Origin of the sequence: Parabacteroides vesiculifaciens (genome assembly GCF_049860805.1) — a bacterium.
GTDB lineage: Bacteria > Bacteroidota > Bacteroidia > Bacteroidales > Tannerellaceae > Parabacteroides.
This window is the reverse complement of the sequence record NZ_CP187555.1, coordinates 1711471-1726581: the sequence shown is the minus strand read 5'-3', so window position 1 is coordinate 1726581 and position 15111 is coordinate 1711471. Positions and strand designations below refer to the sequence as shown.

At 48.3% G+C, this 15111-nt stretch carries 12 protein-coding genes; 3 read left to right on the top strand and 9 right to left on the bottom strand.

The features are described 5' to 3' along the window. Positions 1-132 precede the first annotated feature (132 nt). Positions 133-2418: an NADP-dependent malic enzyme gene (locus ACPYIV_RS07035; protein ID WP_293733621.1), complete on the bottom strand. Its 2286-nt coding sequence runs from the start codon at positions 2416-2418 to the stop codon at positions 133-135. A 170-nt stretch (positions 2419-2588) separates the two neighbouring features. Between ACPYIV_RS07035 and ACPYIV_RS07030 the strand changes: the two genes are divergently transcribed. Both ACPYIV_RS07030 and ACPYIV_RS07025 read left to right on the top strand, forming a co-directional pair. After that, a complete protein-coding gene (locus tag ACPYIV_RS07030) occupies positions 2589-2942 on the top strand; it encodes a hypothetical protein (RefSeq protein WP_293733622.1) in 354 nt (117 codons plus the stop codon). Between the two features lie 241 nt (positions 2943-3183). After that, a complete protein-coding gene (locus ACPYIV_RS07025; RefSeq protein ID WP_301705167.1) occupies positions 3184-5487 on the top strand; it encodes a TonB-dependent receptor in 2304 nt (767 codons plus the stop codon). Positions 5488-5534: 47 nt separating this feature from the next. Here the strand turns inward: ACPYIV_RS07025 and ACPYIV_RS07020 are convergent, their stop codons facing one another. The 4 genes from ACPYIV_RS07020 to ACPYIV_RS07005 all read right to left on the bottom strand — a co-directional run bounded on the left by ACPYIV_RS07020 (position 5535) and on the right by ACPYIV_RS07005 (position 8578). Further along, a complete protein-coding gene (locus tag ACPYIV_RS07020; protein ID WP_293733624.1) occupies positions 5535-5858 on the bottom strand; it encodes a type II toxin-antitoxin system RelE/ParE family toxin in 324 nt (107 codons plus the stop codon). Further along, positions 5843-6148 carry a hypothetical protein gene (locus ACPYIV_RS07015; protein ID WP_293733625.1) on the bottom strand — a complete coding sequence of 102 codons (306 nt, stop codon included), beginning with the start codon at positions 6146-6148 and terminating at the stop codon, positions 5843-5845. Before ACPYIV_RS07015 ends, ACPYIV_RS07020 begins: the two co-directional genes overlap by 16 nt. Positions 6149-6406: 258 nt before the next feature. Next, positions 6407-7003 carry a ribosome biogenesis GTP-binding protein YihA/YsxC gene (yihA, locus tag ACPYIV_RS07010; RefSeq protein WP_300761985.1) on the bottom strand — a complete coding sequence of 199 codons (597 nt, stop codon included), beginning with the start codon at positions 7001-7003 and terminating at the stop codon, positions 6407-6409. Between the two features lie 108 nt (positions 7004-7111). Then, the gene (locus ACPYIV_RS07005) at positions 7112-8578 is read right to left on the bottom strand and encodes a sodium:solute symporter (protein ID WP_293733627.1); all 1467 of its coding nucleotides are present in this window, start codon (positions 8576-8578) and stop codon (positions 7112-7114) included. 162 nt (positions 8579-8740) lie between these two features. On the opposite strand from ACPYIV_RS07005, the gene ACPYIV_RS07000 reads away from it, so the two are divergent. Further along, positions 8741-9175 (top strand): putative quinol monooxygenase, encoded by a 435-nt coding sequence (locus ACPYIV_RS07000; RefSeq protein ID WP_301705166.1) that lies wholly within the window; start codon positions 8741-8743, stop codon positions 9173-9175. A gap of 346 nt (positions 9176-9521) precedes the next feature. Here ACPYIV_RS07000 and ACPYIV_RS06995 read toward each other — a convergent pair whose 3' ends face one another. The 4 genes from ACPYIV_RS06995 to tnpC form a co-directional block, all read right to left on the bottom strand. Beyond that, the gene (locus ACPYIV_RS06995) at positions 9522-10835 is read right to left on the bottom strand and encodes a SpoIID/LytB domain-containing protein (protein WP_425886210.1); all 1314 of its coding nucleotides are present in this window, start codon (positions 10833-10835) and stop codon (positions 9522-9524) included. Positions 10836-10843: 8 nt separating this feature from the next. Beyond that, on the bottom strand, positions 10844-12838 hold the full coding sequence (locus tag ACPYIV_RS06990; RefSeq protein ID WP_425886209.1) for an OPT family oligopeptide transporter: 1995 nt from the start codon (positions 12836-12838) through the stop codon (positions 10844-10846). A 47-nt stretch (positions 12839-12885) separates the two neighbouring features. Further along, positions 12886-13263 carry a hypothetical protein gene (locus ACPYIV_RS06985; RefSeq protein WP_425886208.1) on the bottom strand — a complete coding sequence of 126 codons (378 nt, stop codon included), beginning with the start codon at positions 13261-13263 and terminating at the stop codon, positions 12886-12888. A 222-nt stretch (positions 13264-13485) separates the two neighbouring features. Then, a complete protein-coding gene (tnpC, locus tag ACPYIV_RS06980) occupies positions 13486-15066 on the bottom strand; it encodes an IS66 family transposase (protein ID WP_425883139.1) in 1581 nt (526 codons plus the stop codon). Positions 15067-15111: the final 45 nt, after the last annotated feature.

Below are 15111 nucleotides of genomic sequence, written 5' to 3'. Positions count from 1 at the left end.
GTGATACCTAAACAATTTGGGGGACAAAGATAGAGAAAAGGATGGAAAGTTGTTCCGATAAGTGTATTTACGCAATAAAAAAACAGCGATGAAACGAAAAGTCTCATCGCTGTTTGATATGAGAAGTTTGGATTATTCTCCTTTCTCTATCTGTTCCTGTACAATCGCATCCACGACAGCGACAGTCGTCAGGTTCAGAATGTCACGTGTAGAGCTTTCGACGTCGGTGAAGTGGATCGGCTTGTTCAAGCCCATCTGGATCGGGCCGATCGTTTCACTGATACCGAGAGTGTCGAGCAACTTGTAAGCGCTGTTGGCAGAACTCAGGTTCGGGAAGATCAACGTGTTGACGTCTTTGCCTTTCAGTTTGTTGAACGGATACATTTCGTCGCGCAGTTTCTTGTCTAAGGCGAAGTTGACCTGCATTTCGCCCTCCACCATCATGTCCGGATAGTTTTTATGCAAGTAGTTGATCGCATCGTGGACTTTCAGCGGGCTACCCTGCTTGTCGGAACCGAAGTTGGAGTAAGACAACATAGCCATTACCGGTTCGTGTGCGAAGAATTTCACGGCATCCTGGGTCAGGCGGGCGATATCGATCAATACTTCCGTCGACGGGTGGCGGTTGATCAGCGTGTCGGCGATAAAGAACGTACCTTTCTTGCAAGTCAGGATATTCAGGGCGCCGAAATGCGTATAAGACGGACGGATACCGATGATCTGCTCTGCCATCTTGGTGACTTCTGAGTAGCGGCTATAGACACCCGTTACGAAAGCATCGGCATCGCCTGTCGCAACCATCATCATACCGAACGCGTTGCGGTCGACCATCTTCTCGCAAGCCTCTGCATACGTCACGCCTTCGCGGGCTTTCTTATCAGACAGGATCTTGGCATAACGATGGCGGCGTTCCGTTTCGCGGTCGTGGCGCAGGTTGACGATTTCGATACCTTCGAGGCTGATATTTTCTTCTGCGGCAATCTTTTCCAAACGCTCTTCGTTGCCCAGCAGGATAGGGATGCAGATACCTTCGGCTTTTGCTTCGGCGGCGGCTTTCAGCATATTGACGTGGTTGGCTTCTGCAAATACGACCCGTTTCGGATTGGCTTTTGCCATATCGGTGAACGAGCGGAGCAGCTTATTGTCATATCCCATCATCTCACGCAGGTGGTTTGCATATCCTTCCCAGTCGGTGATTGTCCGGCGGGAAACGCCCGATTCGATCGCGGCTTTGGCAACGGCGCAGGAGACACGGGTCAGCAAACGCGGGTCAAGAGCCTTAGGCAGGATATAATTGCGTCCGAAAGTGGTGCGTTTCAGCTTGTAAGCAGCGTTCACCACGTCGGGAACCGGTTCTTTGGCCAATTCGGCGATGGCATAGACGGCGGCTAATTTCATCTCTTCGTTGATCGCTTTGGCGTGTGTGTCCAAAGCACCACGGAAGATATAAGGGAATCCCAAAACATTATTGATCTGGTTCGGATAATCCGAACGGCCTGTTGCAAAAATGATATCGTCGCGCGAGGCCATTGCGTCGGCATACGATATTTCCGGGTTCGGGTTGGCCAGGGCGAACACGATCGGGTTCGCATTCATGGAACGGACCATATCTTTGGTCAATACGTTGGCTACCGATAGTCCCAGGAATACGTCGGCTCCTACAACTGCTTCAGCCAAAGTCTTGATGTCACGGTCGGTTGCGAAGAATTTTTTGGATTCGTTCAAGTCCGTACGATGCGTGGAGATAACGCCCTTGCTGTCGCACATGATGATGTTTTCCTTCTTTGCACCCAACATTATATATAGTTTCGTACACGAGATGGAAGCAGCACCGGCGCCGTTCACCACGATCTTCACATCCTCGATCTTTTTTCCTGCAATTTCCAGCGCATTGATAAGGCCTGCACCGGAAATAATAGCCGTCCCGTGCTGGTCGTCATGCATAACCGGAATATCCAGTTCTTCTTTCAGGCGTGTTTCGATCTTGAAACATTCGGGAGCTTTGATATCCTCGAGGTTGATGCCGCCGAAAGTAGGAGCGATGGCCTTTACTGTCTCGATAAATTTGTCAGGGTCTTTCTCATTCACTTCGATATCGAATACATCGATGCCGGCGAATATTTTGAACAACAGACCTTTTCCTTCCATCACCGGTTTGCCTGCCAACGGACCGATATCTCCTAACCCCAATACGGCAGTACCGTTTGAAATGACGGCCACCAGGTTTCCTTTGGAAGTATATTTGTAAGCATCCAGCGGATTCTTTTCGATTTCCAGGCAGGGTTCGGCAACGCCGGGCGAATAAGCCAGCGACAAATCCATCTGGGTACTATAGGGCTTGGTGGGAACGACTTCAATCTTTCCCGGCTTGCCTTCCGCATGATAGCGGAGTGCTTCTTCTTTAGTGATCTTAGCCATAGACTTTATAGTTTTATGTTATTGTTTGTCTTTCGAAAATAGCGCACAAAAGTAACAAATTATTATGAATATGGCGTCTATTGCTTACATTTAGTTGCTCGAATTTTCTATATTTGCAAGAATCAGGTATTTGTTTTATCTTCGTGCTCTCAATTAAACACGGGCGTAATGTGAAACAGACAATGGCAAAATATATGAAATGGCTGCTGCCTGCACTTTTTATAGTGTACTACAGCAGTATTTCTTTGTTTATGCACGTCCATATCGAGCATGGTACGACGATTGTCCATTCGCACCCGTTCGAGAAGGCGGCGGACGGTACTTGCCATCATCACTCGTCTCTTTCGGAAATCCAGTTGTTTCATTTGCTGACGACTGTCCATGTGCAGGACGGGGTTATCCATTCGCTGCTTTTGCAATTTTATGCTATACAGAATTATAAAATAATTGAAAATCCGGTCTATCCGGACCATCTTGTCCCTGTCCTGGGGAAGCTATCTCTTCGCGCTCCTCCTCTTGTTTGATAAAATATTGATAACTATGTTATTACCGTTTCTGCTATAAGGGAACGGCCGTTCCCCGCCGAGGGAACGACAGTTTCTTGCCATGGAAACGATAGTTTCCCGCCGAGGGAACGAGCGTTTCCCGCCGAGGGAACGAGCGTTTCCCGCCGAGGAAACGCACCGGACTTGCAGGCTCTGAATATTGCAGGTGCGGAATAGCATTGATTTGCAAGCAAATTTCTATTTTATTAAAACAAACGAAATGAATAAGATTATTACACTTATACTATGCCTGTGCTATGCCTTTATGTCTGCACGGGCGGAGGACGGTCCTGCCTTGAATCCATCGGACGCAAATCTTGTCGGTCATGTGGTGGACCGGAAGACGGGGGAGCACCTGTCTTTTATTACGATCTTTTTGAAGGGAACGACTATCGGGACTTCGACCGACGCTACGGGTCATTACTATCTGAAGAACCTGCCCGAAGGAAAGTTTACGGTAGTTATGAAAACGATGGGATACAAAACGATCGAGAAGCCCGTGGCATTGAAAAAAGGAAAGACCTTGGAAGTGAACTTCGAAGCGGAAGAAGAGGCCTTGTCCTTGGATGGAGTCGTGGTTTCGGCAAATCGCAACGAGACGACCCGCCGCATGGCTCCGTCGCTCGTAAATGTGCTGGATTCGAAAACATTCGAGGTGACGCATGCTACTTCCCTGGCCGACGGCCTGAACTTCCAGCCGGGCGTTCGGGTGGAAAACAACTGCCAGAATTGTGGTTTCCAACAGGTGCGTATCAATGGGTTGGAGGGCCCGTACACACAGATATTGGTGGATAGCCGCCCTATATTCAGTGCGCTGACGGGTGTGTATGGCCTTGAACAGATCCCGGCTAACATGATCGAGCGGGTCGAGATCATGCGCGGCGGCGGTTCGGCCCTTTTCGGTTCTTCTGCAATAGCGGGCACGATCAATATCATTACGAAAGAGCCTTTGCGCAACTCGGCCCAGATCGCTCACTCGCTGACGATGATCGGAGGGAGCCGCCCTGACAATAATACGACACTGAATGCTTCTTTGGTGACGGACGATCACAAGGCCGGCATCTATCTTTTTGGCCAGAGCCGCCATCGTTCGGCTTACGATTATGATGGGGACGGCTTTTCCGAACTCGGCCAGTTGGAAGCCCGTACGGTCGGTTTCCGTTCGTATTTGAAAACGAGTACGTATTCCAAATTAAGTTTTGAATATCATAATATTAGCGAATATCGTCGTGGCGGCGACCAGATCGACCGTCCGCCTCATGAAGCGTGGGTGGCGGAACAGACGGATCATAGTATCAATGGCGGCGGCCTGAAATTCGATCTTTTCTCCAAAGACTATAAACATCGCCTGAACGTATATACTTCCGCGCAGCATACGAACCGGAAGAGTTATTATGGGACTAACCGGAATTTGGATGCTTACGGGCATACGACGGATATGACATTTGTCGGGGGCTCGCAGTATTCCTATTCGGCAGATAAATGCCTGTTCATGCCGGCGGAGTTTACCGGCGGGCTGGAATATAACTTCGACGAGCTGAAGGACGAGATGCTGGGATATAACCGCGTCGTGGACCAGACGGTCCATATCGGTAGTCTGTTCCTGCAGAACGAATGGAAGAATGAGAAATGGAGTTTCCTGGTCGGCGGCCGTTTCGACAAGCATAATCTGATCGATCACCTGATCTTCAGTCCGCGTGCGAACGTACGCTTCAATCCGACGCAGGACATCAATCTGCGTTTGTCCTATTCGAGCGGTTTCCGTGCTCCGCAGGCGTTTGACGAGGATCTGCATGTGGCGGCTGTCGGCGGCGAAGTGGCGATTATCCAGCTTGCGGGGGATTTGAAAGAGGAGAAATCCAACAGTATCAGTGCTTCGGCCGACTTCTATCATCGTCTCGGTCCGGTCCAGCTGAATCTGTTGGTGGAAGGTTTCTATACGAACCTGAGCGATGTCTTCTTCCTGCAGGAGAAAGGGCATGATGATAAGGGCAACCTGATTATGGAACGTCGCAACAAGGACGGTGCCCGCGTGATGGGTATCAATCTGGAAGGTAAGATGGCGTATGCCTGGTTGCAGCTTCAGGCGGGAGCCACTATCCAGCGCAGCCGTTACAAGGAGGCAGTGACTTGGAGTGAGACGAACCCGGATCTGCCGGCACAGAAAAAGATGTTCCGTACACCGGATGTATATGGCTATTTTACTTCCACCTTTACACCGGTCAAGCGCTTGGCTGTTTCGCTGACGGGAACCTATACGGGAACCATGCTGGTACAGCATCTTGCCGGGTACATCACCGAGGACCGGGAAGAGAAAACGCCTGACTTCTTCGATCTGAATATGAAGGTCGCTTACGATTTCCCTTTGTATAAATCGGTGACCTTGCAGGTGAATGCCGGAGTGCAAAACATATTCGAGGCCTATCAGAGTGATTTCGACCAAGGCAAAGACCGCGACTCCAAATATATCTATGGTCCCGGAACTCCGCGCAGTTATTTCGTGGGGTGTAAGATCAGTTATTGAGTGGTGGAAAAGCCCGGTAAAAGTTTGTAATCTTTACCGGGCTTTTTTTATTTCAATCGTTTGTCTATGTCTTCGGGGTTTTGGCTGTTTGGCCAGATGCCATGAATATTTAAGGTATTCTTTTTGACATAATAAATAATACTATGATTTTTATGTTCGACAAAGATCCGGTATTCTTTCTTATATAGAATGTTATTAGGAACAGACTGCCCCATATTGGGATTTAAGGCCAGCAAGTCAATGGTATGGAGAATCCCATCAATGAACTTGTCTGCTGTTGATATTCCCATCTTTTTCTTATACCAAGCATAGATTGTTCGTGCTTCTTTTCTTGCTGTTTTACTCCATCTGATTTCTAATGGTGTCTCCATGAAGCTACAGCTTTTCTCATTTCGTCTTGTGTGTAATAAAATGAATCGTTATCCGCTTTAATAAGGCGGCTTAACTTCTCTTCGTCGGTTAATGGTTTCATCGCATTCTCGATTTCTTCATCTGTGATGATATCTATATCTTCAAGAAGGATTTCTTCCGGTTTGATTTGATGGTGTTTGTGGATAACCCTTTTGACATACTTCTTTACCTTAGCAAAACTTTCGTTGTCAAGGCTGGCGATCTGGTTGAACAGTTCGAGCTGTTCTCCTTGCAAATTCAATGTATTCATACTTACTACTTACTTTTGGTTGTTTGATATTCGCAAATGTAGTTCTTTTTCAGCAGGAAAGAAATTATTTCATAGCAAATCGGTCCGGTAGGATTGTTAAAGCGTGAAGATAGTAGTACGGTGGCTGGTCAACTGTACTCGGCGGAGTGTTGCCCCCTCGAAGCCGGTGCAGTTGTGCCGGCTTCGGTAAAGTTGTTGGCGATTTCCATACCACCCGTACCTCTTATCACCCCAAGTTGCGATTGAGCGTTCTGTATTTTATAAACTTTTATTGATCTCGTCGATGTAATTAAGAATTTCATCCCTTCCTTCTTTCTTTTCGGAAGAGGAGAGGAGGATGGGAGGAAGTTCTTCCCATGATTCCAGCAATTTCGCCTGATAGGCTTTCAGGTTTTCTTGCAGACGGCCCCTGCTGATTTTGTCGATCTTTGTGAAGATGAGGGAGAAGGGGATCCCGTTTTCTCCAAGCCATTCCATAAATTCCAAATCTATCTTTTGCGGCTCGTGACGGCAGTCGATCAGGACGAACAGGTTCGTGAGCTGTTCACGTTCCAGGATATAATCTTCGATGATTCGCTGGATATTATTGCGTCCTTCTTTTCCCCGCTGGGCAAAACCGTAACCGGGGAGATCGACCAAATACCATTGTCCGTTGATGAGGAAGTGATTGATAAGCATTGTCTTTCCCGGTTTCTGGGAAGTCATGGCAAGCCCTTTCTTGCCGGTCAGCATATTGATAAGAGAGGATTTGCCAACATTGCTTCGCCCGATAAAAGCATATTCCGGCAGATTGCCTGCGGGACATTTCTTTACGTCTGTGTTACTGATAACAAATTCTGCGCTTTTGATTTCCATCTTTGATAATTGATAATAGAAAATTGATAATAGAAAATTCAAACTGAATACAGGAACAAAGATAATTGAAAATTGAAGATTGAAAATGGAAAATGAATAACAATGCATTTAATTCCCCATTTTCAATTTTCCATTTTTAATTGAAAAAAGCCATAATCCCCAGAATGTAATGGCTCCGTTCAGCATCAACATCTCGTAGCCGAAAGCATATCCCGTATGCCGTTTCACTAAATAATCGATCAGGAAACAGATCAAGGGAGATAAGATGCATATGTAAGGAACAAATTTGTCGCGAGTATGTTTTTTCGTAAACAGCCCGAACACAAATAAGCCGAGCAGCGGCCCGTATGTATAGGATGCAATCATATAAATAGCGTCGATCACGCTCCGGCTATTGACCGCCTTAAACGCGAGTATGATAATGGCAAACAGGACGGATATCATTAAATGGACTGCCAGACGGGTGCGCTTGGCGGTTTGTGCCTTTTCCTTTTCCACACCTAAAATGTCGATACAGAAAGAGGTCGTCAACGCTGTCAGTGCGGAATCGGCACTACTGAACGCCGCCGCTATGATACCGATCGTGAAGAAAATCAGGATCGAATGTCCCAAGATGCCGGAAGTGCAGAACATCGGAAGAATATCGTCATTCAATGCGGGCAGTTCGATATGTTGTCGGGATGCAAGCACCAGCAACAGGATGCCAAGCGAAAGGAAGAGGAAATTGACCGGCGCGAATGCAAAGCCATACGTGTACATATTCTTTTGAGCGTCTTTCAGGCTCTTACAGGAAAGATTCTTCTGCATCATGTCCTGATCGAGTCCGGTCATGACGATGGTGATAAAGATCCCGCTGAAAAACTGCTTCACGAAATGCTGTGTGCTGTGCCAGTCGTCGAACTCGAAGATGCGGAAGTGCGGGCTGGCCTGCAAGGTCTGTACCATGCCTCCGAAATCCAGCTGCATCTTATCTTTCACCTGCCAGATGATAACGACCAGCATCGCGATCAGGCATAATGCTTGCAGCGTATCCGTCCAGATGATTGTTTTGATACCGCTCCGGTAGGTATAGAGCCAGACCAGGAAAATACTGATAACGACCGTTACGGCGAACGGTATGTTCCAGGTGCTGAATACATAATGTTGCAGGATCAGTACGACCAGATAGAGCCGCGCCGCCGCCCCTACGATCTTGGATAGCAGGAAAAAGGAAGCTCCCGTTTTATAACTATGCCTCCCGATCCGGTCATCCAGATACGAATAGATGGAGGTTAGCTGTAGCTTATAATAAAGCGGAAGCAGCACTTTGGCAATCAGGATATACCCGAAGAAGAACCCCAGGACCGTCTGCATATAAGTCATGTCTATACTGCGCACCATTCCCGGGACAGAGACGAATGTGACGCCCGAAAGCGATGTCCCGATCATTCCGATCGACACGATGTACCAGGGAGATTTCCGGTTACCGAGGAAAAACGCTTCGTTGCTTGAACTTTTCCGCCCCGTAATCCAGGCTATCAGCAGAAGAATCCCGAAATAGGCGGCTATAATAAAGAGGATGATATAGCTATTCATGGTTTGTTGTTAATTTGGGGCAAAGATGCGGATAAAAAATGAAAATCACCTGTAAAAAAGGTAGCATAATCCGTAATTAGTCTACAAACCGGACGGAAATACTGTTTTATCTTTGCACTATATCAAGTTGAAATAATGTAATTATCCATATTTTATAAAACTATGATCAAATCGATTTTAAATGTTCTGTTTCTATCTTTCATGCTGTCATGCAACACGGCAGTGAAAGAAAACAAGGAACAATCCGGTATGTGTACTAAGCTACCTATGGCTGCCGACGGCATTGTGCGTCTGTCGAAGATAGAGGTTTATCCGGAGTATCTTGAAGAATATGTGAAATATGCGACCGAAGTAGGCGAAGTTTCCTTGCGTACCGAGCCGGGGGTGCTGACCATGTATGCCGTCAGCGAAAAGGAGAATCCCTGCATGGTTACCATTCTCGAAACGTATGCGAACCGCGAGGCTTATAAATCTCATATCACATCGGAGCATTTTCAAAAGTACAAACAGGGAACGCTGCACATGGTCAAGGCACTCGTGCTATCCGACCAGACGCCGCTCAATCCGGCAAACCGGATCAATAACTTTATTCAATGATACAGTTACTTCGGTAAATACCTCCAAAGAACGGCTCGAACCGGTAATGGAAAGAGAGTTCGATAAAGCAGAACATAAATAGGGAACCTTCGAATCATAAACCTATTCATCGATGAATTTTTCCTTTTCACAGGAAAATTTAAGCTTTTTGTCTATTTTGTTTTGCTTATGTTATTAATTTCTTGTTCCTTTGTATCAGCTGGAGCTCGGGAGAGTCAAAGCAACCGGTTTACAAGACCGGAGACAAATAGGTAAACACAATAAAGAAAAGGCTGCGATCTTCGGATACGCAGCCTTTTTGATTTATGATTTATGATTTATGTGTCGATGATAAATCATAAATCCCTCAATATCGTTTCTCAACAAAAGCTCCGGGGAAATAGTGGGAGAGAATCTGCCGATAATCGTATCCCTCGCCTGCCATCATGGCGGCTCCGATCTGGCAGAGCCCTACGCCATGTCCCCAACCTGCACCGGTCAGGACGAACCGCCCCGGAATATCGAATTGCACATCTTCCTTATCCACGACAAAGGCCGAACTGTACAGATGTGTTTCGGACAGGGTCCGGCGTATCTCCAACTCCTTGCCGATGGTAAAGGTCCGGTGCGTCCCGACGATCTTCAGCATTTCGATACGGCCGGAAGTGCCGCGGCTGACCGGAATCAGATCCAGTATCCGGCCGAAATCTATGCCGCTTTTGCGATGGATCAGTTCGGCTAATTCTTCCTGCTTATAGGATACTTTCCAACGGTAAAAGTCGGTAGTCTCCTGGTCGTAATTGTTTAGAACCTGGCTGAGAATCTCCTTATCGGAAGTGTTGCAAAAAGCTTCGGGAGCGGAGCGAATCCATTTCTGCGCCTCTTCTTCCCGGGTGAGGTCCGGAAAGATTGCCTCCCGGCTGTCCCGCAATGCTGTCAGATAGGAATGGGGGACTGGTTCCCAGCAATGCTCGAACTGTTCCGTTACACCTCCGCAGCATTTGGAGAAGCGGGCATCGCAGATGTTTTCACCATCCGTCAGTATTTCGCCTCTTGTCTCGTGGATCACCTTTTGGATAATCGGAGTGGAGGCGCGGGTAATTCCCTGGTAACGCTGGCAATGATCGTCGGCACAGACATCGAAGATATCATGGTCTTCGCGATCGTACCAGCGGATCAGCTGTTCGTTGTCCCGGTAATAGCTTTGTCGCTTCTCTTCTTCTCCTGCCAGGCGGAAGTTCTTTTCGATCTGTGCGAGCAGCCAGCTACGGGAGATGACGGCATGTGCCTTTAGCAACTCCTTCGAGGCCTGTGCGCTCATTTCCGAAGAGATGACGCTGGTCAGGTATTCTTCCACATCCACCTGGTTGATGACGACAATCCCGTCTTCACCGGCCACCAGGTTGAAAGCTCCTTTGAAGCATTGGTCTTCCTGCCGTTGCCAGTGGAAGTTATGGCCTATGGTGACTGCCTTCAATTCGAAGGATGAGGCGGGAGAGGCGGGTTCAAAGAATATCTCTTTAAACAACTTCCCGTTGAAAACGATATTACCGTTTACAAATAATGCGCGCTGTTCCCCCGTCAGGAACTTTCCGGTTTCCGTATGTACATATTCTCCATGAAATACAAACGAAACGGCCTTTTCCGTCATAATGCCGACATTCACTACAGGTGCTTCCATTTGGCTTATTATTTCTTTGTTTTCAATGAACTGATTGCTAAATATGTAATCAAAATGACATACATCATAACGGCCAGCCCTCCGGCTGCATTGCTTTCCATCCATTCCGTATTAAGCAAGTTGATGCCGGCAAAACGCATGGCCGCACTGACAACTCCCATCAAGGCTCCGCCCGCAATGAAACCGGATGCCAACAAAGTCCCTCTCTCCAGACGTGCACTATTCAACGCCTGATCTGTACTGCGGCTGCCAACATACCAACTGATAGCGCCACCGATGAGCAACGGTGTGTTCAGCTCCAGCGGGATAAACATACCCAGCGCAAACGCCAGCGCCGGAATTTTGCAGAAGTTCAGGATGATAGCCAGTGCCGCCCCGATGGCATACAATGCCCAGGGAGCGCTCGAACCATTCATCAACGGCTCGATAACCGCCGCCATTGCATTGGCTTGCGGAGCGGCGAGGTGCCCGCTTGTGAAACCGAATGTCTGATGCAAGATCAAGATCACGCCGCCTACGGTAGCAGCCGAAACCAGTGTGCCGAGGAATTTCCATCCTTCTTGCTTGATAGGTGTACTACCTATCCAGTATCCGATTTTCAAGTCGGTGATGAAACCGCCTGCCATTGAAAGCGCCGTACAAACCACGCCTCCGATAATCAGTGCCGACACCATGCCGGCCGTTCCTTTCAGTCCGACGGCTACCAGGATGATGGATGCCAGGATCAAGGTCATCAGCGTCATGCCGGATACGGGATTGGTCCCGACGATGGCAATCGCATTGGCTGCAACGGTTGTGAACAGGAACGCAATGATACCGACGAGCAATAACCCGATCAGCGCATAATACCAATTGTCTAACACGCCGAAATGGAAAAACAGGTAGGTCACGATCAGCGTGACGAAGATACCGATGGCAATCACCTTCATTGAAATGTCTTTCTGAGTGCGTAACTCTTTCGCCTGTCCGGCGTCTGTTTTCCCTTTCAGCTCTTTGGCTGCCAGCCCTACGGCTCCCTTGATGATCCCCCATGAATTGATGATCCCGATCACACCGGCGGTCGCAATACCTCCGATACCGATATGGCGGGCGTAGGTCGTAAAGATCTGTTCCGCGCTCATGCTTCCTACTGTTGCCGTGATGGCGTCATTGCCGAACGTCAGGACATCGGCGCCGAAAACGGCAGACATCAACGGAATGATTACCAACCACACTAAGAATGATCCGGCACAGATGATGGCCGAATATTTCAATCCGATGATATATCCCAGCCCTAATACGGCAGCACCGGTATTTACCTTGAACACGACTTTCGCCTTATCCGCCAGCATTTCGCCGACACCGACGATGCGCGTGCTGACTGTCTCGCTCCACCAGCCGAAAGTTGCAATGATAAAGTCGTATAAACCTCCGACCAGCCCCGCATAGATAAGCGGTTTCGCCTGGTTGCCTCCCTTTTCGCCGGACACTAAGACCTGCGTGGTTGCGGTCGCTTCCGGGAACGGATATTTACCATGCATGTTCGATACGAAGTATTTCCGGAACGGGATCAGCAACAGGATGCCGAGGATACCGCCTAAAAGCGAACTCATAAATACTTCGAAGAAGTTGATCGTGATCTCCGGATACTTGTCCTGCAAAATGTAGAGGGCGGGAAGAGTAAAGATTGCGCCTGCCACGATCACGCCGCTGTTTGCCCCGATGGATTGGATAATGACATTCTCGCCTAACGCGTTCTTACGCTTGAATCCGTTGGACAGACCTACCGCAATGATCGCGATCGGGATGGCGGCCTCGAATACCTGTCCGACTTTCAGCCCGAGGAAAGCTGCCGCCGCACTGAACAGGACGGCCATGACCAATCCCCAAAGTACGGACCAGGGGGTTACTTCCCGATACTGTTTGTCGGGCGACAGGATGGGTTTATATACCTCACCTTTTTTTAGTTCTCTGTAGGCGTTTTCCGGTAGCCCGCTCACCTTTTCTTCATCTTCCTTCTTCACGGTATTTGTTTATTTAGTTAGAATTATCGGATATATACAATGCAAAGCTACATTATTTCTTGGTAAGAAACAAGTGTGCCTTGGGCTGTATGCCTCAGTTGCATATTCAGATAAAACCGGAATGCCCTATTGGAAAATTGTTCGGATGCTTGAAGGTTTTTAGTTTTCTCTGGATATATTCTGTAATCGGTGCCAGTGATTATGTAATCAGCATCAGTGATTATATAATCGCAAGCACTGATTTTATAATCACTGGCACTGATTATAGAATAGTAAGGCAAGAAAGTAAGCATCCGCCCCGGTACATCATCCTTATCCAAATCAGTAGGATCCTGGGCTATAACTTCGCTTGTAAAGACTATATGTATAAAAGCAGCAAGGGTTGCCGCCTGAACCAAGCGACAACCCATCCTACCAATTTTCATAATTAAAGTTTCAAACGTGTACGTGTTTATTTGTGCCCAAAACGTGAAAGAATTCGTCTTTACATATAAACCGCCACCAGTCACCCCTTGATGTTCCCATCGGACAACGTTGCAAAGGAACGCATTTATAACCAGCCATCCTATATTTTAGACGATTATTACTTGCCGTTTTACATGTTTGAGAGCATAAGAAGCAGGGCCTTGGCCTGGTCATGGGAGGGATTACGCTTCTTTCCAGTTGAAAGGCAGCAGGCTCGAGTAGTCGTTAGCCACTGCCAGGCGTTCGTCTTTCACCCTGATGAGCGCGTCCTGCATCCATTTTTCGGGATTGACATTGTTCTCTTTGCAGCAACCGATCAGTGTGAAAAAAATGGCGGCGGCATGGGCGGCTTCGTGGGAACCTGAAAAAAGGGTATTCTTACGGTTCAGGGTTAGGGGACGGATGCTTCTTTCCACTGCGTTGGAGTCGATATGGAAGTCGGCATTAGTCACGTATAGCGATAATTGCTCCATACGGGCATAAGTGTATTGCATGGCTTTGTCCATCGGACTGCCACTTTTCACCTGCCCTATGTTACTCTTGATCCATGCCTCTATTTCCTGCAATACCGGATAAGCCTCCGCCTGGCGGTAAGCCGTTTTCGCATTTCCTTCAAGCTCTTTTTCCCTGATTTCGGATTCGGTTTTGTAAAGTTTTCCGATCAGGGAAAGTATTTCCCCCGCCCGGGGAGGATCGCTGTTCTCGGCTTCTTTGAACTTCCGGCGGGCATGTGCCCAGCAGCACAGATGCAGGTAACCGGGCAGGTCGTCAAAGATGTCGTATACCTGATAACCGTCGCTTTGGACTGCTTTCCCACCCTCCAGCAACAGCCCGATGCAACTTGCCCCCCTTCCCTTATGATACTCGAAAAAAGGGCTCTTCACCTCCGGGCAGTAGAAATTCCACATGTAGCCCTGGTGTAAGCTCCCCTTACGGTCACTTCCCTGGACTTTGTAAGGAGTTTCGTCGGCTATGACATAGCGTGAGGAACGGACTTTTTCACGTAATTCGTTGTAGATTGGTTCCAGTTCCTGGGCTGTGGACAGGCACCAGTCGCTTACCGTCGAGGCCGGCAGGTGAAGGCCGATACGCGAGAAGATATCTATTTGACGGTACAGAGGCAGGTGGTCGCCATATTTGCCCACTGCGATATGGGATAACACGCTGGCGCCTGCCTTGGCGTGGGCTATGGCTTGGACCGGCAGGGGCGCTATCAGGATACGTCCATCCGGGGTTTTGTATTTGTTGCGGATGATTTGACGGACATACACATTCTTTTCTATCTCCAGTTTTTCCGTGATTTCCTGTCCTATATGGCGACAAGACGACAAGTCCCCTGCCGGGTCCAGAATCTCCTGCCGCCGAGGAATATCCAGGGGGAAAGGCTTACGGATATTTCCTTTATGTTTCTTCTTTTTGAACCCGTCGCGATCATGCAAGTAGTTTTTCTCTTCCTTTTCTACTTCCCCACGTGCTTCTTCACGCACGGTTTCCACCGGAGCCGAGTCTACCGGCGTTTCCCAGCAGATATTCAACTGGGAGGGATCCCGGGGAAGTCTTTTTTCGCTTTTGGGACTCCAAAGGCGGCGTTTGAGGTCGTAAATCTCCCACACATACTGTTGGTTCAGGTCCAATAAGCGCTGACGTTCGAGTAGCCATTGCATCCGCTCCTCCTCTAACGCCTTGCGTCGGGCAAGCAGCGCCTGGTAATCGGCCAGCGGGACCTTGACTTCGGGGACTTTATTTGCCGTCTTTGTTTTCATCTCTTTCACGTAATAAAGATACGAATAATATTTGATATTATGGCA

What these genes read in the sequence shown, in the direction of transcription:
- ACPYIV_RS07035 (WP_293733621.1), bottom strand. Translation starts at nt 2,418, where the DNA reads ATGGCTAAGATCACTAAAGAAGAAGCACTCCGCTATCATGCGGAAGGC.
- ACPYIV_RS07025 (WP_301705167.1), top strand. Translation starts at nt 3,184, where the DNA reads ATGAATAAGATTATTACACTTATACTATGCCTGTGCTATGCCTTTATG.
- ACPYIV_RS07020 (WP_293733624.1), bottom strand. Translation starts at nt 5,858, where the DNA reads ATGGAGACACCATTAGAAATCAGATGGAGTAAAACAGCAAGAAAAGAA.
- ACPYIV_RS07015 (WP_293733625.1), bottom strand. Translation starts at nt 6,148, where the DNA reads ATGAATACATTGAATTTGCAAGGAGAACAGCTCGAACTGTTCAACCAG.
- yihA (WP_300761985.1), bottom strand. Translation starts at nt 7,003, where the DNA reads ATGGAAATCAAAAGCGCAGAATTTGTTATCAGTAACACAGACGTAAAG.
- ACPYIV_RS07005 (WP_293733627.1), bottom strand. Translation starts at nt 8,578, where the DNA reads ATGAATAGCTATATCATCCTCTTTATTATAGCCGCCTATTTCGGGATT.
- ACPYIV_RS07000 (WP_301705166.1), top strand. Translation starts at nt 8,741, where the DNA reads ATGATCAAATCGATTTTAAATGTTCTGTTTCTATCTTTCATGCTGTCA.
- ACPYIV_RS06995 (WP_425886210.1), bottom strand. Translation starts at nt 10,835, where the DNA reads ATGGAAGCACCTGTAGTGAATGTCGGCATTATGACGGAAAAGGCCGTT.
- ACPYIV_RS06985 (WP_425886208.1), bottom strand. Translation starts at nt 13,263, where the DNA reads ATGAAAATTGGTAGGATGGGTTGTCGCTTGGTTCAGGCGGCAACCCTT.
- tnpC (WP_425883139.1), bottom strand. Translation starts at nt 15,066, where the DNA reads ATGAAAACAAAGACGGCAAATAAAGTCCCCGAAGTCAAGGTCCCGCTG.